The organism is Methylobacterium adhaesivum, from assembly GCF_022179065.1.
GTDB classification, from domain to species: domain Bacteria; phylum Pseudomonadota; class Alphaproteobacteria; order Rhizobiales; family Beijerinckiaceae; genus Methylobacterium; species Methylobacterium adhaesivum.
On the sequence record NZ_BPQD01000015.1, the window covers coordinates 44,414 to 69,305 of the forward strand.

Annotated in this window: 26 protein-coding genes; 14 read left to right on the forward strand and 12 right to left on the reverse strand. The window is 67.5% G+C overall.

From position 1 onward, the window contains the following. Positions 1–80: 80 nt before the first annotated feature. Positions 81–1,241, forward strand: coding sequence for a zinc-binding metallopeptidase family protein (locus MFF01_RS12680; RefSeq protein ID WP_238225825.1), 1,161 nt, complete (start codon positions 81–83; stop codon positions 1,239–1,241). A 135-nt stretch (positions 1,242–1,376) separates the two neighbouring features. On the opposite strand, the gene MFF01_RS12685 is transcribed toward MFF01_RS12680, so the two are convergent. The 7 genes from MFF01_RS12685 to MFF01_RS12710 all read right to left on the reverse strand — a co-directional run bounded on the left by MFF01_RS12685 (position 1,377) and on the right by MFF01_RS12710 (position 7,285). Next, positions 1,377–2,999: an ABC-F family ATP-binding cassette domain-containing protein gene (locus tag MFF01_RS12685; RefSeq protein WP_238225827.1), complete on the reverse strand. Its 1,623-nt coding sequence runs from the start codon at positions 2,997–2,999 to the stop codon at positions 1,377–1,379. Positions 3,000–3,068: 69 nt separating this feature from the next. Further along, on the reverse strand, positions 3,069–3,476 hold the full coding sequence (locus tag MFF01_RS12690) for an acyl-CoA thioesterase (protein WP_238225829.1): 408 nt from the start codon (positions 3,474–3,476) through the stop codon (positions 3,069–3,071). Positions 3,477–3,551: 75 nt separating this feature from the next. Beyond that, on the reverse strand, positions 3,552–3,680 hold the full coding sequence (locus MFF01_RS22070; RefSeq protein ID WP_283207187.1) for a hypothetical protein: 129 nt from the start codon (positions 3,678–3,680) through the stop codon (positions 3,552–3,554). 192 nt (positions 3,681–3,872) lie between these two features. Further along, positions 3,873–4,166, reverse strand: a complete 294-nt coding sequence (locus MFF01_RS12695) for a hypothetical protein (protein WP_238225831.1) — start codon at positions 4,164–4,166, stop codon at positions 3,873–3,875. Positions 4,167–4,310: 144 nt separating this feature from the next. Further along, positions 4,311–4,496, reverse strand: a complete 186-nt coding sequence (locus MFF01_RS12700; RefSeq protein WP_238226030.1) for a YegP family protein — start codon at positions 4,494–4,496, stop codon at positions 4,311–4,313. Positions 4,497–4,619: 123 nt separating this feature from the next. Beyond that, on the reverse strand, positions 4,620–6,113 hold the full coding sequence (locus MFF01_RS12705) for a DEAD/DEAH box helicase (RefSeq protein ID WP_238225833.1): 1,494 nt from the start codon (positions 6,111–6,113) through the stop codon (positions 4,620–4,622). Between the two features lie 275 nt (positions 6,114–6,388). After that, a complete protein-coding gene (locus tag MFF01_RS12710) occupies positions 6,389–7,285 on the reverse strand; it encodes a LysR family transcriptional regulator (protein WP_238225834.1) in 897 nt (298 codons plus the stop codon). A 66-nt stretch (positions 7,286–7,351) separates the two neighbouring features. Here MFF01_RS12710 and MFF01_RS12715 point away from each other — a divergent pair, with 66 nt between their 5' ends. The 9 genes from MFF01_RS12715 to MFF01_RS12755 all read left to right on the forward strand — a co-directional run bounded on the left by MFF01_RS12715 (position 7,352) and on the right by MFF01_RS12755 (position 15,931). Further along, the gene (locus MFF01_RS12715) at positions 7,352–7,663 is read left to right on the forward strand and encodes an FtsB family cell division protein (RefSeq protein WP_238225836.1); all 312 of its coding nucleotides are present in this window, start codon (positions 7,352–7,354) and stop codon (positions 7,661–7,663) included. Positions 7,664–7,789: 126 nt separating this feature from the next. Then, positions 7,790–8,845, forward strand: coding sequence for a pyruvate dehydrogenase (acetyl-transferring) E1 component subunit alpha (pdhA, locus tag MFF01_RS12720; RefSeq protein WP_238225838.1), 1,056 nt, complete (start codon positions 7,790–7,792; stop codon positions 8,843–8,845). Between the two features lie 49 nt (positions 8,846–8,894). After that, entirely contained in the window at positions 8,895–10,331 is a 1,437-nt protein-coding gene (locus MFF01_RS12725; RefSeq protein ID WP_238225840.1) for a pyruvate dehydrogenase complex E1 component subunit beta, read from the forward strand. A 48-nt stretch (positions 10,332–10,379) separates the two neighbouring features. Further along, the gene (locus MFF01_RS12730; protein ID WP_238225842.1) at positions 10,380–10,655 is read left to right on the forward strand and encodes a DUF5076 domain-containing protein; all 276 of its coding nucleotides are present in this window, start codon (positions 10,380–10,382) and stop codon (positions 10,653–10,655) included. A gap of 12 nt (positions 10,656–10,667) precedes the next feature. Next, positions 10,668–11,267 (forward strand): Uma2 family endonuclease, encoded by a 600-nt coding sequence (locus MFF01_RS12735; protein ID WP_238225844.1) that lies wholly within the window; start codon positions 10,668–10,670, stop codon positions 11,265–11,267. Between the two features lie 4 nt (positions 11,268–11,271). Further along, on the forward strand, positions 11,272–12,654 hold the full coding sequence (locus MFF01_RS12740) for a pyruvate dehydrogenase complex dihydrolipoamide acetyltransferase (RefSeq protein ID WP_238225845.1): 1,383 nt from the start codon (positions 11,272–11,274) through the stop codon (positions 12,652–12,654). 66 nt (positions 12,655–12,720) lie between these two features. Next, positions 12,721–14,160 (forward strand): dihydrolipoyl dehydrogenase, encoded by a 1,440-nt coding sequence (lpdA, locus tag MFF01_RS12745; protein ID WP_238225847.1) that lies wholly within the window; start codon positions 12,721–12,723, stop codon positions 14,158–14,160. 319 nt (positions 14,161–14,479) lie between these two features. Next, complete coding sequence (gene lipA, locus MFF01_RS12750) at positions 14,480–15,454, forward strand: lipoyl synthase (RefSeq protein ID WP_238225849.1); 975 nt, start codon at positions 14,480–14,482, stop codon at positions 15,452–15,454. Positions 15,455–15,463: 9 nt separating this feature from the next. Continuing rightward, positions 15,464–15,931: a type II toxin-antitoxin system RatA family toxin gene (locus tag MFF01_RS12755; RefSeq protein ID WP_238225851.1), complete on the forward strand. Its 468-nt coding sequence runs from the start codon at positions 15,464–15,466 to the stop codon at positions 15,929–15,931. Between the two features lie 57 nt (positions 15,932–15,988). Here the strand turns inward: MFF01_RS12755 and glpK are convergent, their stop codons facing one another. The 3 genes from glpK to MFF01_RS12770 form a co-directional block, all read right to left on the reverse strand. Then, positions 15,989–17,512 (reverse strand): glycerol kinase GlpK, encoded by a 1,524-nt coding sequence (gene glpK, locus MFF01_RS12760; RefSeq protein WP_238225853.1) that lies wholly within the window; start codon positions 17,510–17,512, stop codon positions 15,989–15,991. 20 nt (positions 17,513–17,532) lie between these two features. Then, a complete protein-coding gene (locus MFF01_RS12765; protein WP_238225855.1) occupies positions 17,533–19,074 on the reverse strand; it encodes a glycerol-3-phosphate dehydrogenase in 1,542 nt (513 codons plus the stop codon). A gap of 91 nt (positions 19,075–19,165) precedes the next feature. Then, positions 19,166–19,408: a hypothetical protein gene (locus MFF01_RS12770; RefSeq protein ID WP_238225857.1), complete on the reverse strand. Its 243-nt coding sequence runs from the start codon at positions 19,406–19,408 to the stop codon at positions 19,166–19,168. Positions 19,409–19,813: 405 nt separating this feature from the next. Between MFF01_RS12770 and MFF01_RS12775 the strand changes: the two genes are divergently transcribed. Further along, entirely contained in the window at positions 19,814–20,707 is an 894-nt protein-coding gene (locus MFF01_RS12775) for an SMP-30/gluconolactonase/LRE family protein (RefSeq protein ID WP_238226032.1), read from the forward strand. A gap of 38 nt (positions 20,708–20,745) precedes the next feature. Here MFF01_RS12775 and MFF01_RS12780 read toward each other — a convergent pair whose 3' ends face one another. Further along, positions 20,746–21,528, reverse strand: coding sequence for a phosphodiester glycosidase family protein (locus MFF01_RS12780; RefSeq protein WP_238225859.1), 783 nt, complete (start codon positions 21,526–21,528; stop codon positions 20,746–20,748). Between the two features lie 236 nt (positions 21,529–21,764). On the opposite strand from MFF01_RS12780, the gene MFF01_RS12785 reads away from it, so the two are divergent. Continuing rightward, positions 21,765–22,262 carry a hypothetical protein gene (locus MFF01_RS12785; RefSeq protein ID WP_238225861.1) on the forward strand — a complete coding sequence of 166 codons (498 nt, stop codon included), beginning with the start codon at positions 21,765–21,767 and terminating at the stop codon, positions 22,260–22,262. A gap of 63 nt (positions 22,263–22,325) precedes the next feature. Here the strand turns inward: MFF01_RS12785 and MFF01_RS12790 are convergent, their stop codons facing one another. Then, positions 22,326–22,721, reverse strand: a complete 396-nt coding sequence (locus MFF01_RS12790) for a DUF4174 domain-containing protein (RefSeq protein ID WP_238225863.1) — start codon at positions 22,719–22,721, stop codon at positions 22,326–22,328. A gap of 118 nt (positions 22,722–22,839) precedes the next feature. On the opposite strand from MFF01_RS12790, the gene curA reads away from it, so the two are divergent. Together curA and ssb are read left to right on the forward strand one after the other, a co-directional pair. Next, on the forward strand, positions 22,840–23,871 hold the full coding sequence (gene curA, locus MFF01_RS12795) for an NADPH-dependent curcumin/dihydrocurcumin reductase (RefSeq protein WP_238225865.1): 1,032 nt from the start codon (positions 22,840–22,842) through the stop codon (positions 23,869–23,871). 214 nt (positions 23,872–24,085) lie between these two features. Next, positions 24,086–24,661 carry a single-stranded DNA-binding protein gene (gene ssb / locus MFF01_RS12800; RefSeq protein WP_238225867.1) on the forward strand — a complete coding sequence of 192 codons (576 nt, stop codon included), beginning with the start codon at positions 24,086–24,088 and terminating at the stop codon, positions 24,659–24,661. The last annotated feature ends 231 nt before the right edge of the window (positions 24,662–24,892 follow it).

A 24,892-nucleotide genomic window follows, 5' to 3' on the forward strand; every position in this document is an offset into this window, starting at 1 on the left:
GCTTTGCTCACTGTGTCGGGGTCGACGATCCGCGACGAGTCTGCGGCGCGCGAGGTTGGTACGGGAATCGAGTCGGTGCCATGAAGATCTTCCAGTGCCAGGCGTGCGACCAGCCCGTCAGTTTTGAGAGCACCGGTTGCGAGAGCTGCGAGCGTCGTCTCGGCTATGTCGGCGACCTGCACGAGATGTCCGCCCTGGAACCCGTGGGCGACCTGTGGCACGCCTACGCCGATCCGTCGCGCAAGTTTCGGTTCTGCGCCAATGCCGCTCACGAGGCCTGCAATTGGCTCGTGCCGGACGATTCCCCCGAGCGTTACTGTACCGCCTGCCGCCACAACCGCGTGGTGCCCGACCTCGGCATCAATTGGAATCTCATCCGGTGGCGCCAGATTGAGGCTGCCAAGCACCGGTTGTTCTACTCGCTGCTGCGCCTCAACCTTCCCCTGATGTCGCGCTCGGAGAACCCCGCCACGGGGCTCGCGTTCGATTTCCTCGTCGATCCGTCGGAGAGCTACCGCGTCGGGCCCCCCGTTCTCACGGGGCACCACAGCGGCGTCATCACGCTCAATATCGCGGAAGCCGACGACGTCGAGCGCGAGCGGCGGCGCACGCTCTTCGGCGAATATTATCGCACCCTCCTGGGGCACTTCCGTCACGAGATCGGGCACTACTTCTGGAACGTGCTGGTGCGGTTCGATCAGAGCCTATGGACGTTCCGGTCCCTGTTCGGGGACGAGCGCGACGATTACGGCTTCGCGCTCCAGCGCCACTATCGCGATGGACCACCGGGGGACTGGGAGGAATCCTACGTTAGCGCTTATGCGACGAGCCACCCTTGGGAGGATTTCGCCGAGACCTGGGCGCAGTACCTCCACATCGTCGACACGGTGGAGACGGCCGGCGCGTTCGAACTCCATGTGCGTCCGCGCCTGCGCAACGGACCGGCGAACCCGGTGATCATCGACTATGACCCGTATCAGACGCCGGACTTCACCCGGCTCGTCGAGGCGTGGCTGCCCCTGACCTACGCGGTGAATTCCCTCAGTCGCAGCATGGGACAGCCGGCCCTCTACCCATTCAAGCTGACCCCGGCGGTGATCGCCAAGCTGTCGTTCGTCCACGAGCGGATCGTATCCATGCGCTCCATCGGGTACGGCATCGATAGCGAGGAAGCCGGATCGGAGATCCTGAAGGCGGTCATCACTGGGCTGCGCAAGCGGGTGGCGGCCCCGAACGCCTGACAGGCTCGTCACCCAATCGAATCGAGGAGCCTATCCTCAGGCCCGCGCGGCGCGCGAACCACTGGACTTCACCCTTTTGGGAGAAGCGAATAGGGGCCGTGTCGGTCTCATTGGACCAGCCGGAGCCCAACGCTCTCAACTCCGCAGGCCCGGCGCTTCCTGGCCCGTCCGGGCGACGTACTCGGTATAGCCCCCGCCGTACTGGTGGATGCCCTCGGGCGTCACTTCGAGCACGCGATTCGAGAGGGCCGCGAGGAAGTGGCGGTCGTGGCTCACGAACAGCATCGTCCCCTCGTAGGCCGACAGCGCGGCGATGAGCATCTCCTTCGTGCCCATGTCGAGGTGGTTGGTCGGCTCGTCGAGGACGAGGAAGTTCGGCGGGTCGAACAGCATCAGCGCCATCACGAGGCGGGCCTTCTCGCCGCCCGACAACACCCGGCAGCGCTTCTCGACGTCGTCGCCGGAGAAGCCGAAGCAACCGGCGAGTGCCCGGAGCGACCCCTGCGCGGCCTGCGGGAACGCGTCCTCGAGGGTCTGGAACACGGTGCGCTCGCCGTCGAGCAGGTCCATGGCGTGCTGGGCGAAGTAGCCGAGCTTGACGCTGCCGCCGACGGCGATCGTTCCGTCGTCCGCTTCCGTGGAACCGGTGACGAGCTTCAGGAGCGTCGATTTCCCGGCGCCGTTGATGCCCATGACGCACCAGCGCTCCCGCCGCCGGATGGCGAAGTCGAGCCCCTCGTAGATGCGGCGGCTGCCGTAGCTCTTGTGGACGTTCTTCAGCATCACGACGTCGTCGCCGGAGCGCGGGGGGGCCTGGAACTCGAAAGCCACGGATTGGCGGCGCTTGGGCGGCTCGACCCGTTCGATCTTGTCGAGCTTCTTCACCCGGCTCTGAACTTGGGCTGCGTGCGACGCACGGGCCTTGAAGCGCTCGATGAACTTGATCTCCTTGGCCAGCATCGCCTGCTGGCGCTCGAACTGCGCTTGCTGATGCGTCTCGTTGAGCGCCCGTTGCTGCTCGTAGAAGGCGTAATCGCCCGAATAGGTGGTGAGCGTGCCGCCGTCGATCTCGATCACCTTGGTGACGATGCGATTCATGAACTCACGGTCGTGCGAGGTCATCAACAGGGCGCCCTCGTAGTTCTTGAGGAACGCCTCAAGCCAGATCAGGCTTTCGAGGTCGAGGTGGTTCGAGGGCTCGTCGAGGAGCATCACATCGGGATTCATGAGCAGGATGCGGGCGAGTGCCACGCGCATCTTCCAACCGCCCGACAGCTTGCCGACGTCGCCGTCCATCATCTCCTGCGAGAAGCTCAGGCCCGCCAGCACCTCGTAGGCCCTGCCTTCCAGCGCATAGCCGTCGAGTTCCTCGAAGCGGGCCTGGACCTCGCCGTAGCGCTCAATCAGCGCCTCCATCTCGTCCGCCCGGTCGGGGTCGGCGAGCCCCGCTTCCAGGGCCTTCAATTCCGTGCCGACGACGCTGACGGGGCCGGCGCCGTCCATCACCGCCGAGACCACGGAGCAGCCTGACATCTCGCCGACATCCTGGCTGAAATACCCGATGGTGATGCCCTTGTCGGTGGCGACCTGTCCCTCGTCGGGTTCCTCCTCGCCGGTGATCATCCGGAACAGGGTGGTCTTGCCGGCGCCGTTGGGACCGACGAGGCCGACCTTCTCGCCCTTCTGCAGGGCGGCCGACGCTTCGATGAAGACGATCTGGCGGCCGTTCTGTTTGCCGATTTTCTCGAGGCGGATCATGCGTGCGCGGGACCTTGCTAATATCCCGCGCCTTTACGGCATGGCGCGCGCGAGCGGAAGGGAAGCGTCCTATTCCGCCACCGAGGGAAGATCCACGGATCGCGGCCGGCCGGCATCGTCGATGGCCACGAACGTGAACGTCGCTTCCGTCACCTTCTCGCGCAGCTGCAGGCGGAAGCGCCGGGCCCAGGCTTCGACTTCGATCTTCATGGATGTCCGGCCGACTTGGCTCACGCGGGTGTACACGCACAGCACGTCCCCGACGCGCACGGGCCGGATGAACGTCATGGCATCGACCGCCACGGTGACGACTCGGCCATTGGCGCGGTCCACGCCCGCGATGCCGCCGGCCTGATCCATCTGCGACATCACCCAACCGCCGAAGATGTCACCGTTGGCGTTCGTGTCCGCTGGCATCGCAATGGTCCGGACCGTGAGGTCGCCCCGTGGACCGCCATCCTCTTCCGCCACCGTCATTCCGTGCCGCCCCCGCGATTCGTTCCGTACGACCCTACGTGGTTTCGGCTCCGCCGGGCGCGCTCAATCGGTCTGTTACGACAGAAGACCCGCGAACTTCAGGCCGCCCGCAAGAAGCACGGCCGCGACGGAGACGATGAGTTCCAAGGGGATCACCTGCCACAGGTCCCGCGTCGCGGCCTCGGTCGCTGTTAATTCGGTCATGGCCCAGGCTCCAGGATGTGCGCGGGGCGAGCCCGTGTCGACCGGAAGTCTAGCGCATCATTGTGCACGCATCCAAAACAGATGATGCATTTTGATGCACAAAAGCTTGGCACCCGCAAGGAGTGCCAAGCTTTCAGGCAGAACGATCGAGCCGTCGTCACGCCGCCGTTCATAACGGCGTGGAGGGACAGCTCAGTAGTAGAACCGACGCGGGCCGTAGAACCGGCGCGGACCATAGAAGCGGCGCGGCCCGTAGAAGCGACGGGGACCGTAGAAGCGGCGGCCGTAGTACGGACGACGATAGAAGGGACGGGGCCCATAGAAGCGACGGCGATAACCATAGTACTGCACGGTCTCGGCGACCGCAGGCGCGGCCTCGCTCTGAAGGGCGAGGGCGGGACCGATGGGGGCAGCCGATGCGCCCTGCGGTGCCGCCGCGGCGAAGCCTAGGGCCAACAACGCGGCCAGCATGAGTTTCCTCAGCACGTTCTCAAACTCCTCGAAGTAGGTCGGCGTAGACGTGAAGAACCGACGAGTCCGGACCTGGCCCGGTCGCATGAAACGCGCGAAGCTCGGAAGCGTTGCCACCTTTCGACCGATGCCGATCACGTGGTCGTGGGACGCGATCCGTCAGGCGATCTTCAGCGTCATATCGACGACGGACGCGGCCTGACTGCCCTTCACGAGGGCGATCCCGTGCTCGCAATCCTCGCGCCGCGCATAGCCTTCGGCGGAATCGGCCAGGACGTTGCCGTTGGTCGCGCGCAACCGCCAGCGCCAGGCGCCCCCTGCGTCGCGATAGAGTTCGAACCGCATGGTCATCCCCGTGTTTCGTGCCTGACTGGAAAAATGGCGCGTGCAGCACGGGTCGACAATGGCCGACATGACAACGCCGTCCCGGGGAGCGGGACGGCGTTGTGCTATCGGTTCAGTTTGGGCTCAGCGCGGGAAGCGATCGAGCCAACCGAGCGTACGGCCTTCGCCGCCCTGCGGACGCGGCGCCCGCTGGCGGTTCTCGCCACGCGGCTCCGAACGCGTTTCCTGGGCCTGTCCGCCAGGGCGGCGCTCGCCACCACGGGCTTCTTGGGCTCTGCCGGGAGCGTCGGGACGCCCCGAACGTCCAGGCGCGCCCTGACCACCGCCGCGACCACCCTCGTTGCGTCCCTGACCAGGGCGTCCGCCGCCCGGACGACCACCGCCGGGGCGCTGGCCTTGACGCTGACCGGGGCGCTGGCCCTGGGGCGCCGGACGGCGCTCCTCGGCCTGGGCGGCATCCATCGCTTCCTGGCGCGACGGCGGCGTGAAGCCCTCGGGGAAACCGGCCACGGGAATCTTCTGGCGCGTGGTGCGCTCGATGTCCCGCAGGTAAGCCTTTTCCTCGTCGTTGCAGAACGAGATGGCGAGACCGTTGGCCCCGGCACGCGCCGTCCGGCCGATGCGGTGGACGTAGCTTTCCGGCACGTTGGGCAGATCGTAGTTGATGACGTGGCTCACGGCCTCGACGTCGATGCCGCGCGCCGCGATGTCGGTCGCGACGAGCACCCGGCACGAGCCGTCCTTGAAGGCGGCCAGCGCCCGCTCGCGCTGCGGCTGGGACTTGTTGCCGTGAATGGCCGAGGCGTTGATGGAGACCTTTTCCAGGCCGCGAACGACACGATCGGCGCCGTGCTTGGTCCGTGTGAAGACGAGGACGCGCTCGATTTTCGGATCACGCAGGATGTGGTTGAGCAGGGCCTGCTTCGCGCCCGTATGCGCGAAGATGACTTCCTGGGTCACGCGCTCGGCCGTCGTCGCCACGGGGGTGACGGCGACCTGCACGGGATCGCGCAGGTATTGGTCGGCGAGGCCCGCGATGTTCTTCGGCATGGTGGCCGAGAAAAACAGGCTCTGACGCTCCTTGGGCAGCATCTTCACGATGCGCTTGAGGGCATGGATGAAGCCGAGGTCGAGCATCTGGTCGGCCTCGTCGAGGACGAGGATCTCGACGGCCTCCAGGGTCAGCGAGCGGCGCTCGATGAGGTCCATGAGACGGCCCGGCGTGGCGACGAGGATATCGACGCCGTTGGCGAGCGCCTTTTCCTGACGCGAGATGGTGACGCCGCCGAACACCACGGTATTGGTGAAGGACAGGTACTTCCCGTAATCGGTGAAGTTCTCGGCGATTTGGTTGGCAAGCTCGCGCGTTGGGGAGAGCACGAGGACACGGCAGCCACGGCGAATCGCCTTGCGCGGGGTCTGGGCGAGGCGGTGAAGGATCGGCAGGGCGAAGGCCGCGGTCTTGCCGGTGCCGGTCTGGGCGATGCCGCAAAGGTCGCGGCCCTCCATGGCGGGGGCGAGGGCCTGTGCCTGAATCGGGGTCGGCGTCTTGTAGCCGGCCTCCTCCAGCGCCCGCAGCACGGGCTGGGCGAGACCGAAATCGGTGAATTGGGTCAAAACGAAACTTTCAAGGCAGCGGGACCGTGGCGGATGCCATCCTAAGAAGGCGATCACGCGTATCGATGAGAATCGGTCCGTTGAGCTGGAGCCGCCCGCGTGCCGGGGCGATCCGGGTGCATGCACGTTGAAGAGAGGGGCTCAGGTCGGTCGGAATTCGCTGTATGCGACCCGTCGATCCGTCACGCAGCCCTCTCAAGCGGAACCATGACGGCCGCTGACGCTGCCCTCGCCGTATGCGACTTCGCAGGTGCGAAGTCAATCGGTGAGTCCCATCAGGCGGTTGGCGGTGCTCGCAGATGCGTGACGAAGTCCTGCGCGAAAGCGGGGAGGGCCGCGAAGGCCCGGACGCAGATGGTCAGGTCGCGCACCGCCCAGGGGTCGAGGAGCGGTACCACCACGATGGCCATCGTCCGCGCCGCCCGCGCGGCCGTGGTTTCCGGTACGATGCCGAGGCCGACGCCGCATTCGACGAGGCGACAGACGGCGTCGAAGCTGCGCAGCTGCACCCGCAACCGCATGGGGCGCCCCGTCCGCGCCGCCTTGTCGGCCAGGAACCGGGTCAGGGCGCTCGTGCGGTCGAGGCCGACGAGGTCGTGCTCCAGCACGTCCGCGAAGGCGACGGCCGCCGCAGCGCCTAGCGGATGGCCGACGGCCGCCACGGCCACGAACCGATCCTGCCGGAACGGATAGGTTTCCAGCGCGCCGGTATCGACGGTGCCGGCGACGATGCCGAGGTCGGCGCCGCCTTCCGCCACCAGCCCGACGATCTCGTCCGAGGTCCGCTCCTCGATCTCGACGCTGACGCCGCTCTGTCGGGCGAGGAAGGCGCTGAGGACCTCGGGGAGGAATTCGGTGAGCGCGTTGGTGTTGGACAGGACGTGGACCTGCCCGACGGCGCCGCCGGAGAACGCGGCGAGGTCGCCCTGCATGCGGTCGATGCCGTCGAGGAGGCCCCGGGCATGGACGAGGAGCGCGCGCCCGGCGGGCGTCGGCGTCACACCCTGGCGGCTGCGCGTGAGGAGGGCGGCGCCCAGGGACACCTCCATGGCGCGGATGCGGGCGGAGGCGGCGGCGAGGGCGAGGTTGGCCCGCACTGCCCCGTGCGTGATCGACCCGGCCTCGACCACATGGCGGAACAGGCCGAGATCCACGAGGTCGAAACGCATCATTGCGCGCCGTCCACCGTCGTCCGCCATGAAAGGACTTCCTTAACCGTGTGGCGCGATGGTGTGGCCATGGTGATCCGTCGTCGCGTCCGTTCCGTGCTGATGCCCCTGGCGTTGTACGCCGTGTCGGGGCTCGTGGTCGGTTATTTCGTGCATCAGGCCGAGGGCGGCAATCGTGGCCTCGAGGCCAAGCGCGCCCTCAAGATCCAGGCCTACGGCCTCAATCAGGAACTGGCGGTCGTGAAGGCCGACCGTGCCGAGTGGGAGCACCGGGTGGCCCTGCTGCGTAGCGATCAGATCGACCGCGACCTCCTGGAGGAGCGCGCCCGCGTCGTCCTCGGCCGGGTCCACGCGAACGACGTCGTCGTCATCAATCCGTAACATCCCTCGGATGTCGGTCCGGCGCGGCTGACAACCGTCCCGATCTGTCGGCGGCTCGGCCTCGCTTTCCCAAAATGCGTGTCCTAGAACCTCGGGGAGAAGAGACGGTCCCGGGGGAGAGAGCCGATGGATGCCGCAACCGAGGCGGGCCAGACCAAATCCGACCTGACACCGTCGGACGCCGCCCATGCGCCGGCACCGAACACGCCGCAATTCACCCGCGACGAGGATCTTCACGCCTATCATGAGATGCTGCTCATCCGCCGCTTCGAGGAGAAGGCGGGGCAACTCTATGGCATGGGTCTGATCGGCGGATTTTGCCATCTCTACATCGGCCAGGAAGCCGTCGTCATCGGCATGCAGATGGCCTCCGTCGAGGGCGATCAGGTCATCACCGGATACCGCGACCACGGCCACATGCTCGCCTGCGGCATGGATCCGAAGGGCGTGATGGCCGAGCTGACGGGCCGTCGCGGCGGCTATAGCCGCGGCAAGGGCGGCTCTATGCACATGTTCTCGCGCGAAAAGCAGTTCTTCGGCGGGCACGGCATCGTCGGCGCCCAGGTGTCACTCGGGACGGGCCTCGCCTTCGCGGACGCCTACAAGAAGAACGGTCAGGTCAGCCTGACCTACATGGGTGACGGTGCGGCCAACCAGGGGCAGGTCTACGAGAGCTTCAACATGGCGCAGCTGTGGAAACTGCCCGTGGTCTACGTCATCGAGAACAACCGCTACGCCATGGGCACGTCCGTCGCCCGCGCCTCGGCGCAAACGGACTTCTCGAAGCGTGGCATATCGTTCGGCATTCCGGGTGAGCAGGTCGACGGCATGGACGTGCGGACCGTGCGGGAAGCCGCCGCGCGCGCCATCGCGCATGCTCGTTCGGGGGAGGGGCCCTACATCCTCGAGATGCAGACCTACCGCTATCGCGGCCACTCCATGTCCGATCCGGCCAAATACCGGACGAAGGACGAGGTCTCGAAGATGCGCGACGAGCACGACCCCATCGAGATGGTGCGCAAGCGCCTGATCGACATGCACGGCGTGCCCGAGGCCGAACTCAAGGCCACCGACGCCAAGGTGCGCGAGACGGTGAACGATGCGGCCGAGTTCGCCACCCACGATCCCGAGCCCGATCCCGCCGAGCTGTGGACGGATATCCTGCTGGAGTCGCGCGCCTGAGACCCGGTCTCACGCGCCGCCCACCACCTCCTCGATCGACGAGTCTTTCATGGCCACCGACATCCTGATGCCCGCCCTGTCTCCGACCATGGAGGAGGGCAAGCTCGCGAAATGGCTGAAGAACGAAGGCGACCCGGTGAAATCCGGCGACGTCCTCGCCGAGATCGAGACCGACAAGGCCACCATGGAGGTGGAGGCCATCGACGAGGGCGTTCTCGCCAAGATCCTCGTCGCGGAGGGCACCGAGGGCGTGAAGGTGAACACGCCGATCGCCATCATTACGGCCGAGGGCGAGGACGCCTCCGCCGCCAGCTCCACCGCCCCGAAGGCCGACGCCCCCGCCCAGGCCGCACCGGCCCCCGACATGCAGGCGGAAGGTCAGGCCAAGACGCCTGCTCCGACGGCTAAGACCACCGACGATGCGCCGAAGGCCCCCGCTGCGCCCGCCACCATCACCAACAAGGCGCCCGCGCCCGTGATGGCCGAGTTCCCCGAGGGCACCGAGATGGTCACCATGACCGTCCGGGAGGCCCTGCGCGACGCCATGGCGGAGGAGATGCGCGGCGACGACGCCGTGTTCGTCATGGGCGAGGAGGTCGCCGAGTATCAGGGCGCCTACAAGATTACCCAGGGGCTGCTGCAGGAATTCGGCGCGCGCCGCGTGGTCGACACCCCGATCACCGAGCACGGATTCGCCGGCATCGGCGTCGGCGCGGCGTTCACGGGCCTGCGCCCCATCGTCGAGTTCATGACGTTCAACTTCGCCATGCAGGCCATCGACCACATCATCAATTCGGCGGCGAAAACCCTCTACATGTCCGGTGGTCAGCTCGGCTGTCCCATCGTGTTTCGCGGTCCCAACGGCGCGGCGGCCCGTGTCGGCGCCCAGCACAGCCACGACTATTCCGCCTGGTACTCCAACGTGCCGGGCTTGAAGGTCATCGCGCCCTACACGGCCTCCGACGCCAAGGGCCTGCTCAAGGCCGCGATCCGCGACCCGAACCCGATCATCTTCCTCGAGAACGAGATCCTCTACGGCCAGAGCTTCCCGGTGCCGAAGCTCGACGATTTCGTCCTGCCCATCGGCAAGGCCCGGGTTCACCGGCCCGGCACGGACGTGACCATCGTGTCGTTCTCCATCGGGATGACCTACGCCCTCAAGGCGGCGCAGGCGCTTGCCGAACAGGGCATCGAGGCCGAGGTCATCGACCTGCGGACGCTCCGCCCCATGGACACCGAGACGGTTGTGGAATCGGTGAAGAAGACCGGCCGCTGCGTCACCGTGGAGGAGGGCTTCCCGCAATCCGGCGTTGGCGCCGAGATCGTCGCGCGCCTGATGGTCGATGCCTTCGACTACCTCGACGCGCCGGTCCTGCGCGTCACCGGCAAGGATGTGCCGATGCCCTACGCCGCAAACCTCGAAAAGCTCGCCCTTCCCAACGTCGCCGAGGTGATCGAGGCGGTCAAAGCGGTTTGCTACCGCTAGGACACTCCAAGGTTCGTTCCGCCGGGCGGGGCGAAGAGTTTGAGGATCATGACGGATACCTTCACCGAGCTTTCCGCCCCGCCCGATGCCGTCGAGAACGGCGGCATCGAAGTCTTGCGCGCCAGTGTCGTGAACGGTGCCGTGAGCGTCGCCCTGCGGCGCTCCTTCGACGATCCGGCGACCTGGGGCCGGCTGCTGATCGATCTCGCTCGGCAGGCGGCTCGGGTCTATGCCCTGGAGACCGAGATGTCGGACGAGGAAGCGTTCGAGCGCATCCGCGCCGGGTGGGAGGCCGAGGGCCTTGATCCCGGCGGACTGAATTAGCGGGGAACCACCATGGCCGAGGCCGCGCTCCGCCGGGCCACCTACGCCGACCTCCAGGCCGTGCCGGATCACCTCGTGGCCGAGATCGTGGATGGTGTCCTGGAGACCCATCCACGGCCGCGCCCGCGGCACGCGATGGCGGCGGTGGGCTTGGCCGGCGAACTGCAGGTTCCTTTCGGGCGCGGCCGTGGGGGACCGGGTGGCTGGATCTTCATGGTCAAACCGGAACTGCATCTCGGAACCCACGTCGTGGTGCCGGATCTCGCCGGCTGGCGACGCGAGCGACTTCCCGCCGAGCCGGAGACCGCTTACGTCGAGACTCCGCCGGACTGGGTGTGCGAGATCCTGTCGCCATCGACCACCCGCCTCGATCGCGGCCCCAAACGCCGCATCTATGCGGAAGCCGGTGTCGGTCACCTCTGGCTCCTCGATCCGGGTGACGGCGTGCTCGAAGCCTTCGCGCTCGCCGGGCGCCAATGGCTGCTCCTCGGAACCGTCCAGCGCGGCGAAGACGTCGGCCTCCAGCCCTTCGACGCCGTGACATTTCCCCTCGACGATCTGTTTTCCTTCGACGATCCGGCCGCGCTGCCGTCCCCCTCGCTCGAGACCTGATGCCATGCCGATCAACGTCCTGATGCCCGCCCTGTCGCCGACCATGGAGAAGGGCAACCTCGCCAAGTGGCTGAAGAAGGAAGGCGATCCGGTCAAATCCGGGGACGTGCTTGCCGAGATCGAGACCGACAAGGCCACCATGGAGGTCGAGGCCATCGACGAGGGCGTGCTCGCCAAGATCCTTGTCGCGGAGGGCACGGCGGACGTTCCGGTGAACGACCTCATCGCCATCATCGCGGGCGAGGGCGAGGATCCGGCGAGCGTGGGAGCCGGCGAAGCCGCGAAGGCCGAGGCGCCGAAGGCTGCGCCGTTGAAGGACCCGGTCGGCGAGAACGCAACTCCGGGCGGCGGCCATATGGCCTACGCCCGCGTGAACGAGGCCCCGGACGGCGCACACCCGGCCACCGCGCAGGGCGAGGGCACCCGCATCTTCGCCTCGCCCCTCGCTCGGCGCATCGCCAAGCTGGAGGGGATCGATCTCGGATCGGTGAAAGGCTCAGGCCCGCGCGGACGGGTGATCGAGCGCGATGTGCGCGCTGCCAAGGCCGCCGGGCCGAAGCCCTCCGCAGCGGCCGCTCCCGCCGAAGCGCCGAAAGCCGCGCCGCCTCCTGCGGCCGCTCCACCGAAGGCTGCAGCGCCCACTGGCCTGTCCGTCGATCAGGTGCGCGGCTTCTACGCCAAGGGGACCTACGAGGAGGTGCCCCTCGACGGCATGCGCAAGACCATCGCCAAGCGCCTCACCGAGGCGATGCAGGTGGCCCCGCACTTCTACCTCACGGTGGATTGTGAGCTGGACGCCCTGATGGCCCTGCGCGAACAGCTGAACAGGAGCGCCGGCCAGACCAGGGACGGCAAGCCCTTGTTCAAGCTCTCGGTCAACGACTTCGTCATCAAGGCCATGGGGCTCGCCCTCATGCGGGTGCCCGCCGCAAACGCCGTCTGGGCCGAGGACCGCATCCTGCGCTTCGACAATGCCGAAGTGGGGGTGGCGGTGGCCATCGACGGCGGGCTGTTCACGCCCGTCATCCGCAAGGCCGACCAGAAGATGCTCTCCACCATCTCAAACGAGATGAAGGATTTTGCGGCCCGCGCCCGTACCAAGAAGCTGAAACCGGAGGAATACCAGGGCGGCGTCACCTCGGTGTCGAATTTGGGTATGTTCGGCATCAAGCACTTCACGGCGGTGATCAACCCACCGCAATCCTCGATCTTGGCGGTCGGCGCGGGCGAGAAGCGCGTGGTGGTCCGCGACGGTCAGCCGGCCGTGGCCCAGGTGATGACCGCGACCCTGTCCTGCGATCACCGGGTGCTCGACGGGGCTCTGGGCGCCGAATTGATCTCGGCGTTCAAGGGCCTGATCGAGAACCCCATGGGCATGCTGGTCTGAGCGACAGCCGGGCCCTCTCGAACAACCCCGGCTCGTTCCCTTAGGGAGCGGGCCCAGGAGTGAATCATGGCCGACACCTATGACATCCTCATCATCGGCGCCGGCCCCGGCGGCTACGTCGCGGCGATCCGGGCGGCGCAGCTCGGATTCAAGACGGCGGTGGTCGATCGCGAGCACCTCGGCGGCATCTGCCTGAACTGGGGTTGCATCCCGACCAAGGCCCTGCTGCGCTCGGCCGAGATCTATCACTACATGCAACACGCCTCCGATTACGGTCTGTCGGCCGAAAAGGTCGGGTTCGACGTCGGCGCCATCGTCAAGCGTTCGCGCGGCGTCTCGACCCGCCTCAACGGCGGGGTCGGCATGCTGCTGAAGAAGAACAAGGTCGACGTGATCTGGGGCGAGGCGACCATCGAGGCGGCGGCCAAGGGCAACACGCCCGGCCGGGTCACGGTCAAGGATACGAGCCGGGCACCGGCGCCCAAGGGCGCCCTCGCGGCTGGATCGTATGCGGCCAAGCACATCATCGTGGCGACGGGTGCGCGGCCCCGCGCGATCCCCGGCATCGAACCCGACAAGAACCAGGTCTGGACCTACTACGAGGCCATGGTTCCACAGACCATGCCGAAGTCCCTTCTCGTCATGGGCTCGGGCGCCATCGGCATCGAGTTCGCCTCGTTCTACCGCACCATGGGGGCGGAGGTGACGGTGATCGAATTGCTGCCTCAGATCCTCCCCGTCGAGGATGCCGAGATCGCCGGCCTCGCGCGTAAGCGCTTCGAGAAGCAGGGCATCAAGATCCTCACGGGCGCCAAGGTGACGAAGGTCGACAAGGCCGCCGACGCGGTCACCGCCACCGTCGAGACCGCGGACGGCAAGACCCAGCAGCTCACGGCCGAAAAACTCATCTCGGCGGTGGGCGTCGTCGGCAACACGGAGGGGCTCGGCCTCGACACGGTCGGGGTCACCCTCGATCGCGGCATCGTCGTCACCGACGGACTCGGACGCACCAACGTTCCAGGAATCTACGCGATCGGCGACGTCGCTGGTCCGCCGATGCTCGCCCACAAGGCCGAGCACGAGGGCGTCCTCTGCGTCGAGACGATCAAGGGTCTGCCGACCCATGCCATGGACAAGGCCAAGATCCCCGGCTGCACCTATTGCCAGCCGCAGATTGCGAGCGTCGGCCTCACGGAGGCCAAGGCCAAGGACCTCGGGTTCGCCGTGAAGGTCGGCCGCTTCCCCTTCGCGGGCAACGGCAAGGCCATCGCGCTTGGCGAGCCGGACGGCCTCGTGAAGACGATCTTCGACGCAAAGACCGGCCAGTTGCTCGGCGCCCACATGGTCGGCGCCGAGGTCACCGAGCTCATCCAGGGCTACGTGGTCGCCATGAACCTCGAGACCACGGAGGAGGACCTGATGCACACGGTCTTCCCGCACCCGACCTTGAGCGAGATGATGCACGAGAGCGTCCTCGACGCCTACGGCAAGGTGATCCACACCTGAAGGCCGCTTCGTGAGAGCCGTCCGGCGACATACGGACGGCTCCGCGATGGCATTTCGAGGCCGTGACATCCTCCCGGAGGATGGGAAACTTCATCCGACACCCGTTCGAATCTGATCGAAATGTGTTTCCGAGCCCCCAAGGGCCGGATGCACGTCTTCCCGTTAGGGCAGGAAAGTCGCACGGGACTGCCTCCGGGCTCGACTGACAAATTCGTCCAGGCGTTTGCGAACCCCCCAGCCCCGATTTGCGATGGGGTCCGCAACCTCCTAAGTCTGGCCCGTGGCACCCGCCGTCGCGGGCGCACCCGTTTGGTGTGAGATGGCCGTCGTCCTCGATCTCCTGCGCAACGATCAGCGTCCCCGGCATCCGGAGAAGGCGCATCGTCCGGACAAGCCGATTCAGCGAAAGCCGGACTGGATCCGCGTGCGGGCTCCGGGCTCCCCCGGTTGGGCCGAGACGAGCCGGATCGTCCATGAGCACGGGCTCGTCACCGTGTGCGAAGAGGCCGGCTGCCCCAATATCGGTGAGTGCTGGGAGAAGCGCCACGCGACCTTCATGATCATGGGGGACACCTGCACGCGGGCCTGTTCGTTCTGCAACGTGCGCACGGGCCTGCCGAAGGGCCTGGATGCAGACGAGCCCGAGAAGCTCGCCGATTCCGTCGCGAAGCTGGGCCTGCACCACGTGGTGGTGACGTCCGTCGACCGGGACGATCTCGTGGATGGTGGCGCCGAGCATTTCGCCCGCACCATCCGGGCGATCCGGCGCATGAGCCCGTCGACCACCATCGAAATCCTGACGCCGGATTTCCTTCGCAAGGAGGGCGCCCTCGAAATCGTGGTGGCCGCCCGACCGGACGTGTTCAACCACAACCTCGAGACCGTGCCAGGCAACTATCTCACGGTTCGTCCGGGAGCGCGTTACTTTCACTCCGTGCGCCTGCTGCAGCGGGTGAAGGAGCTCGACCCGACGATCTTCACGAAGTCCGGCATCATGGTGGGGCTAGGCGAGGAGCGGAACGAGGTGGTTCAGCTCATGGACGACCTGCGTTCGGCCGATGTCGATTTCCTCACCATCGGGCAGTATCTCCAGCCGACGAAGAAGCACCATGAGGTGGTGCGCTTCGTGCCGCCCGACGAGTTCAAGGGCCTGGAGACCACGGCCTACGCCAAGGGCTTCCTCCTCGTCTCCGCGACGCCCCTAACGCGCTCCTCGCACCACGCGGGGGAGGATTTCGCCCGGTTGAAGATGGCGCGCCTCGCCCGTCTGGCGCCCGAGGCGGTCAGCGCCTAGATAGGCCCGATGCCGTCCTTTCGTATCGACCGCCTCGTGCGGCACAGCCCGCGCGCGATGTACGACCTCGTCGCCGATGTGGAGCGCTACCCCGAATTCCTGCCCCTGTGCGAATCCCTCCGAGTGCTGCGCCGGCAGGCGGGGGAGGACGGCACGGAGATTCTCGTCGCCGAGATGGGGGTCGGCTACAAGGCGATCCGCGAGCGTTTCACCACCCGCGTCACCCTCGATCCGACCCATCTGAAGATCGTCGCCGAATACATCGATGGGCCGTTCCGCCACCTCGAGAACCGCTGGCTGTTCAAGGAGGCGGAGGGGGCGGGGTGCAACGTCGATTTCTTCATCACCTACGAGTTCAAGAGCCGCACCCTGGGGCTCCTCATGGGAACGATGTTCGACCGGGCCTTCCGCAAGTTCACCGACGCCTTCGAGGCGCGGGCCGACACCGTGTATGGCACTGCCGCAAGAGTGGGATGAGCCGGACGCCCGCTCCACGACGCGTTCGTGCCGCGCAGGTACAGACATCTTCGTCGCTCACGGCGTGGAACGATCCGCTGGATCGAGGGGTGCCCGCATCCCACGCAGGGCACGGACCGCTCGGTGCCAGCCGTCGAGACGCACGGCCCGGTCGGCCGCCGCCATCCTCGGGCTGAAGCGCCGCTCCAAGCGCCAGGCCTGAGCGAACTCGATCGGCTCCGGATAGAACCCGACGCTCCAACCGGCGAGGTAGGCGGCCCCTAGGGCCGTGGTCTCCTGCACCAGGGGGCGGTCGACGCACAGGCCGAGGAGGTCGGCGAGGCGCTGCATCGTCCAGTCTGAGGCGGCCATACCACCATCGGCCCGCAGCACGGTCTCGGCATCCGCACCCGGCCAGTCGGCCCGCATGGCGGCGAGGAGATCGTGGGTCTGGTAACAGACGCTCTCTAGGGCGGCACGGGCGAAATCGGCCGGGCCGGTGTCGCGGGCGAGCCCGAACAGGGCACCGCGGATGTCGGGCTCCCAATGAGGGGCACCGAGGCCGACGAAGGCGGGCACGAGGTAGACGCCCGACGCCGGATCGGACCGAGCCGCGAGAGGGCCGCTGTCGGCGGCATCGCGAATGAGACCGAGGCCGTCGCGTAGCCACTGCACGGCCGCGCCGGCGACGAAGATCGAGCCTTCGAGGGCGTAGGTGCGCTGCCCCCCGAACTGGTAGGCGATGGTCGTAAGGAGCCGGTTGCACGAGGCATGGGCCTGCGCGCCGGTGTTGAGCAGGGCAAAGCAGCCCGTGCCGTAGGTGGCCTTGACCATGCCGGGCGAGAAACAGGCCTGCCCGATGGTTGCCGCCTGCTGATCGCCCGCCACACCCCGGATGGGGATCGCCGCGCCGAAGAGTTCCGGGCGCGTTATGCCGAACTCCCCGGCGCAGTCCCGCACCTCTGGCAGCAGGGCACGGGGAATGCCGAAGAGTGCCAGCAGATCGTCGTCCCAGACCCCGCGATGGATATCGAACAGGGCAGTGCGGGCGGCATTCGTCGCATCGGTGGCGTGCAGCCCCCCGGTGAGGCGCCACAGCAGCCAGGAATCGATCGTCCCGAAGGCAAGTTCGCCGCGTTCGGCCCGCCCGCGCGCCCCCGGTACGGCATCGAGAAGCCAAGCGATCTTGGTGGCCGAGAAGTACGGATCGAGGATAAGGCCCGTGCGTGCCGTCACGAGTGGCTCGTGCCCCTCGGCCTTCAGACGCAGGCAATGTTCGGCCGTGCGCCGATCCTGCCAGACGAGGGCGGGATGGATCGGCGCGCCCGTGACCCGATCCCAGATCACGGTGGTCTCGCGCTGATTGGTGATGCCGAGGGCGGCGATCGATGTCGCCGGGACATCGGTGCGGGCCAGGACGGCACGGACGGTGGTGAGCACGCTCGCCCAGATACCCTCCGGATCGTGCTCGACCCAGCCAGAGGCCGGATAGGCTTGCGCGATCTCCGCCTGGGCGATGCCCGCCACCGAGAGGTCGGGCCGAAACAGCATCGCGCGCGTCGAGGTCGTGCCCTGATCGATGGCGAGAACGAAGGTCGACATCCGAGCCCCTTTCGTTGACGTCACGCCGCCTGGACCACGCCGTCGAGATGCTCTTCGAGGGCCGCGACCTCGTTCGGCCGCAGATGCAGACCGAGCTTCGAGCGACGCCAGAGCACGTCGTCGGCCGTGCGTGCCCATTCGAAGCGGACGAGGTAATCCACTTCCGCCCGCGTCAGGTCGGCTCCCAGGACGCCGCCGAGGCCGGCGAGACCCGTGGCGTTTCCGAGGATCGCCGGAGCGCGGGTGCCATACGCCCGCGCCAACCGTTCGGCATGGGCGACCGTGAGCCACGGATAGGCATCGCGTAAGTCCGCCACCAGGGTCGGAAAGCCATCGCGGGGAAAGTCGCCGCCGGGCAGGGGCGCATCCGCCGTCCAGGCCCGGGGGGAGAGGCCCGGCAGATGGGGGGCGAGGCGCTCCAGGGCATGCTCGGCGAGGCGCCGATAGGTCGTGATCTTGCCGCCGAAGACCGAAAGCAGGGGCGCTTCACCCTGCGGGGCATCGAGGTCGAGGACATAGTCGCGCGTGGCGGCTTGCGCAGCTCCGGCGCCGTCATCTTGGAGCGGGCGCACGCCGGAGAAGCTCCAGACGACGTCGTCCGCGCGCACGGGAGCCTGGAACCAGCGGCTCGCGGCGGCGCATAGATAGGCGATCTCGTCGGGGTCGGCCACGACGCGGGCCGGGTCGCCGGCATAGTCCCGATCGGTCGTGCCGATGAGGGTAAAGCGTCCCTCGTAGGGAATCGCGAAGACGATGCGCCCGTCGCCGTTCTGAAAGATGTAGGCGCGGTCATGGGTGAACAGGGCCGGCACCACGATGTGGCTGCCCTGGACGAGGCGGATGCCGGCGGCGGGGCGGTGCCCGAGGAGGCGCGGGACGGTGTCAGCCACCCAGGGACCGGCGGCGTTGACGAGCCCTCGCGCCCGCACCTGTGCGCGCGCTCCGGCCGCCTCGACCTCGATGTCCCAGAGGCCGCCGCTCCGACGCGCGCGCACGACCTTCGTGCGGGGCCTGATCGCCGTCCCGCGCTCGGCGGCGTCGAGGGCATTCAGGACGACGAGGCGCGCATCGTCCACCCAGCAATCGGAATATTCGAACCCCCGCGACAGTCCGACCCGCAGGGGCACGCCGGCCGGATCGTGAACGAGGTCGAGATTGCGGGTCGGTGGAAGGTGGCGGCGCCCGCCGAGGTGGTCGTAGACGAAGAGGCCGAGACGCAGGAGCCAGGCCGGGCGCTGGCCGGCCGCGTGCGGCAGCACGAAGCGCAGGGGCCGCACGATGTGGGGCGCCAGACCCCAGAGGATTTCCCGCTCGATCAGGGCCTCGCGCACGAGGCGCACGGCACCGTGCTCGAGGTAGCGCAGCCCGCCGTGGATGAGCTTGGTCGAGGCCGACGAGGTGGCGCCGGCAAGATCGCCCTGCTCGAACAGGACCACCCGCGCGCCGCGCCCGGCGGCATCACGGGCGATGCCACAGCCGTTGACCCCCCCGCCGATGACGGCGAGGTCATAAGGATCGGGCGGCGCGGCGGCATCCGTCACGAGACCTCCGGGCGGGAGCATGAGGCCCGCCGCGACGAGGCGCGACAGGGATTGGGCGACCGCTATCCTTCCATACGGGTCCGGTTCCCGTCCACCCGGACGAGGATCGGGCTCAGGCCGCCAGGGGCAGGATGGGTGCTCTCGCGTCGACGGTCGACTCGGCGGCGGTCCGGGGACCGAAGAGCTGCGCGTAGAGCGTCGTCGGGTTGTGGCTCCGGCCGCCTGCATCCACGATGCGCACGTCGGACATCCCGGAGGTCAGGAGCGACAAGCCCTGCTCCAGGGCGCTGACGATCGAACCGTGTTGATAGGAGAGCGCGCGCAGGGAAACCCGTGCGTGGACGGTGAAGCTCACGGTTCAAATCCTGTCATGGCGGCCGAGCCGACGCGACGTCGGACCGGAGAATGGAAGGCGATGGGAATGGGGACGTCCGGTGGCGGCCTGACCGATCTCGTGGATCGACCGGCGCCTCGACCGAGCCTGTGCCGGGCAATAATGTCCGAGTGTTGACGAAGTCTTCGGCAAATCGCCGTTGACGCCATCGGAATTTACGAAAGTACGAATTCGTCACGCTGCGGGGGCGGGGTCTGGTCGCCGATTGGAGGGCGGGTTCGCAGACCGGCCAGGGCATCGGGGACGGTCCGCGCCCCTCTCGTCGGTGTTCCGGTGCAGCCGATCGATTGCCCCGTCCCACCGGTTCGGACGGAACGTCCGCCCGACGTCGGACGTCAACGGGGAGGGAATCGCTGGGGTATGCGGATGACGACCGAACCGACGATCCGTGTGCTCGACGCCCCCCGGTGCCATCTCGGGGAAGGCCCGAGCTACGACCCGGGGACGGAAACGGCGTGGTGGGTCGATATTCTGGACCGGCGGCTTTTCGAACTGTCGCTGGCGGCGGGCGCCGGTCCCGCACGCGTCTACACCTTGCCGTTCATGGCGAGCTGCATCGCCGCCATCGACCCGGAACACCAACTCCTCGCGGGCGAGGACGGTCTCTATGTCAGGACCCTTTTCGACGGCCGCCTGACACGCCACTGTGCCCTTGAGGCCGACGATCCGGGGACCCGTACCAATGACGGGCGGGTGCACCCGAGCGGCGCCCTGTGGATCGGCACCATGGGATGCGGGGCGGAGCGGGGACGCGGCGCGATCTATCATGTCGCCGGTACCCGCGTGACCCGGTTGTTTGCCCATCTGACGATCCCGAACGCCATCGCGTTCGCGCCGGACGGGCGTGTCGGCTACTTCGTCGACAGCCGGGAGAACCTCCTTATGCGGGTCGCCCTCGATGCCGCGACGGGCCTGCCGGTGGCCGAACCGGACATCCATTACCGCCACGCCGATGGGGGCGGGAGCATCGACGGGGCGGTGGTGGATCGCGAGGGAGTGATCTGGACCGCGCGCTTCGGTGCCGCCTGCCTCGATGCCTACAGCCCAGCGGGCGATCGGGTTCGAACCGTGCCGGTGCCGCCGCACCAACCCACCTGCCCGACCTTTGTCGGGCGCGACCTCGACCACCTTCTCGTCACCTCGGCCTATGAAGGCATGGACGACGCGGCGCGTCGGGCCGACCCGGAGCACGGACGCACCGTCCTCGTCGGCATCGGCACACGTGGCCTGCTGGAACCGGCTTTCCGTCTTGCGGCCTGATACCGCCTCAGGGACCTACGCCGGTCGGGCTCGGCGCGTCAGCGCGCGACGGCACCGACCATGGGGCCCAGCGGACGGCTGAGATCGGAGCGGCCGAGGGACGGGGCGTAGAGGCTCGACACGCTGCCATCGAGGAAGAGGGCGTTTCGGCACCCGAGGCTGTCTTTGAACAGCCGCGCGAAGGCTCCGAAACTCACGGGGCGTTCGGAGATGGCGAACACCGCCGTGCGCCCGTCGTCGCGCACGCCGACGCCGTTGCGGATCTTCTGGCTCGGCCCGTCGCTGGAGATCTTCGGGTGGATATGGCCGTCCACGACCAGCATCGGTCCCGACTGGGTGGCGAAATCCGGTTTGGGGTTCACCCGGAGATAGCGCGCCGTGTCGAGGACGCCGGCCCGATCGCCCTTCACATAGAACACGCCGTTGGGCTTGAGATGGAAGTTGCCCGGCCCGTTGGCCGTCGAGACGCCTTTCAGTTCGCGGCCCTCCTCGATGTAAAGCCCGACGGGCGCTTGATCCTTATCGTACATGCCCGCGTTCATGGCGAAGCGCAGGGCGGGGCCCTGCTTGTCGGCAAGCGTCGAGAGGGCGGAATAGGGCTGTCCGTCGGCGCCGCGCCAGAACACCCGGACCCGCTCACGGCGCAGATCGACGGTGCAGACCGTGTAGGTTTCGCCTTCCGCCTGGACCGGACGGCACGGCGCGGCGGGGACGGGCGCTGCCGGGGCCGGCGTCGCGAGGGCCAGCGCACCGGCCGTCAGGGCGGCGGCGATCCCCAGGCGGACCGTAACGGCGACAGCCTGATTCTCAGGATGGAGCATCGCGAACACCTTGCGGCGGGAAAGGGGGGGAGCGGGCTGCGCTTCCTCGCGCGAAACCCCGGTGATTTTCAAGCCACCCCCTGAACCTGCGGCATGCACGGGATGGGCGGTGGATCGGTTGGTCCGCTGACGCGGATCACGAATTCGGTAGAACGACCGGGCCACTGAACCGTTCTCCGTACATCTGCGTTTGCGTGCTGTTGGGGGACGCACGCGTATCTCTCGGAGAGATTGAGATGAAGCAGGTTGTTGTAGCCTCGGTCGCCCTTGTCGGCGCGCTGGCGATGGTCCCGGCCACGGCCGAAGCCCGTGGTGGGTTCCACGGCGGCGGCTTCCATGGTGGTGGTTTCCATGGCGGCGGCTTCGGTGGTGGCGGGTTCCGCGGCGGCTTCGGCGGCGGTGGCTTCCGGGGCGGATTCGGCGGTTATCGTGGCGTCGGTTTCGGTGGATACCGCGGCGGATTCGGTGGCTACCGCGGGGGTTATTATGGCGGGCGCGGCTACGGCCGTGGTTTCGGCTATGGGCTCGGTGGTCTCGGCCTCGGTGTCGGCCTCGGCCTGGCGGCGGGTGGTCTCTACGGCGGTTACGGCTATGGCGGGTACGCCCCCGTCGGCTATGGCTACGGGGGTTATGCGCCCGTGGGCTACGGGTATGATGGCGGCTGCTACGTGGTACCGCGCACGCGCTGGACACCGTACGGATACCGCCGGGTGCTGGTCGAGCGTTGCTACTGATCGACGGCAAGCATTGTCATCGGACGCATGGGGCTGCCTTCGTGCAGCCCTTTTGCTTGTGCCCTAGCGTCGCATTTCGTCCCGCCGCATCGGCATGGCGTCGATGGTCTCGAACAGGGTCTCTGCGGAGAGCGGCCGGGCTTCTGAGCGCTTGACCTCGCCATCCTTGCCGACGAGCACCACCCGGAACGCCGCCTTCGGCAGTCCGAGGCGGGCTCGCCATCGTCGCGCCTCCTCTCCGTCACCCACCGCCTCGACCACGACGATATCCCGCTCCCGCAAGCCGGACGGCATCGCCGAGAGAGTGGCACGTTGCTGCATGAGATGGGGATCGTCGGCGGAGGGACTCGCGATCACGACCACCCGCGCCTTCCAGCGATAGGCCGTCAGAGGATCGTCGGTCGCGGCGGCCGGACCCGCCACCATCACCGCGGCCATCGTCAAAAGAGTTCGAACCATGGCACGTCCCGGTCTCCGCCCATGCGCGAGGCACCATCCCGACGCGCGGCTCGGATTTGCCTTCCCGACGCCGTACCCCATCTGCCGTCCCTCGAACCGAACCAGGAGGAGATTGCGCATGACCACGCCGACCACAAGCACCGTGAACCGTCGTATTGTCCTCGCGGCCCGTCCGCACGGTGAGCCCAACGAGACCCATTTCCGTCTTGAAGAAGGGCGCGTACCCACCCCGCGCGACGGCGAAGTGCTCCTCGCCAACCGCTATCTGTCCCTCGACCCCTACATGCGCGGACGGATGAGCGCGGCCAAATCCTATGCCGAGCCCGTGGCCATCGGCGACACCATGGTGGGGGCCACCGTGGCCGATATCGTCGCCTCGAACCATCCCGATTTCGCACCGGGCGATACCGTCGTGGGGTTCGGCGGCTGGCAGGACTTTTACACCTCGGACGGCAAGGGGCTGCGCAAGCTCGACCCCGCCGCGGCTCCCGTCACGACGGCCCTCGGCGTCCTCGGCATGCCGGGAATGACCGCCTATACGGGTCTCCTTACCATTGGTGCGCCGAAAGCCGGTGAGACCGTGGTGGTGGCGGCGGCAGCAGGCCCCGTTGGATCCCTCGTCGGGCAGATCGCCAAGCGGCAGGGAGCACGGGCTGTGGGGATCGCCGGTGGGCCGGAGAAATGTGCGTATCTGCGCGACACGCTCGGCTTCGACGCGGCCCTCGACCACCGGGCGGACGACTTCGCCGAGGCCCTTGCCGCCGCCTGTCCGAACGGGATCGACGTCTACTTCGAGAATGTCGGTGGTGCGGTGTTCGATGCGGTGCTCCCGCTGCTCAACACCTTTGCCCGCATCCCCGTCTGCGGCCTCGTCTCGGGCTACAGCGCCACGGACCTGCCGGCCGGTCCCGACCGCGTTCCCCTGCTCATGCGGGCGGTTCTGTCGAAGCGCCTGACCCTACGGGGATTCATCGTCTGGGATTTTGCCGATCAGGAGGCGGCGTTCCTGCGCGACGTCGGGGGCTGGCTGAAGGAGGGGGCCATCGTCCACCGCGAGGATATCGTCGACGGCCTGGAGAATGCGCCGACGGCCTTCGCCGGACTCCTCAAAGGGCGCAACTTCGGCAAGCTCATGATCCGCATCTCGTGACGGAGCGGCCGCGATCGCTTGCCGACGATTTGGAACGAAGATAGAACATCCGAGTGTTGCGAAGCTCCGGTGAGTCGCGGGGACAACCCGTCCGCCGGCGATTGCCGGCCGCTCCGGGACGGCCCATGACAGGGCGTCGCCCGTCGCACCCGCCCATCACCGGGCGGGGTGGCTCTTCGGCGCGTGGTGAGATCGATCGAGAGGAGAGAGCGGCATGGCCGGCAGCGTGAACAAGGTGATCCTGGTGGGCAATCTCGGGCGTGATCCCGAGACGCGGCGCCTCGCCTCCGGCGATCCTGTCGTCAACCTGCGCATCGCCACATCGGAGTCCTGGAAGGACAAGATGTCGGGCGAGCGCAAGGAGAAGACCGAGTGGCACTCGGTCGTGATCTATAACGAGAACCTCGCCCGCGTGGCCGAACAGTATCTGCGCAAGGGTTCGAAGGTCTATATCGAAGGTCAGCTCCAGACGCGCAAATGGGCCGACCAGTCCGGCGTCGAGAAGTACACTACCGAGGTGGTACTCCAGCGCTTCCGCGGTGAACTGACCTTGCTCGACGGCCGCGCGGGTGGCGGCGGCGAGATGGGGATGGACGAGGAGGGCGGCGGCCAGATCAGCCGCGGCGGCGATTACGGTGGCGGCGGCGGTGGCGGCGGGGAGTACGGCGGTGGCCGGTCGTCGGGTGGCGGCCGCTCGTCCGGCGGCGCCGATCGACGTCCGGCCCCGTCGAGCGGTGGCGGGGGCGGCTCCAAGCCGAACTACGACCTCGACGACGATATCCCGTTCTAGGGGGCCGCCGGTTCGAATCCTGCTTCGGAGGGCACGGCGCGAAGGACGCCGTGCCCTTTTTCCGTTTCTGCCAGACGCCGAGCGTTCGGATCGATTTTGCGGCACTTTTGCTCTCGCTGAACCCATTTCACGTTGAAGTCACAAGTCGGCCAGCGCAATTGCGTCCCCGTCGTCTTGCGAACATCTTCAATAGCATCGCGCAATCGCGTCCGAAAGCTTGGCACGATTGTG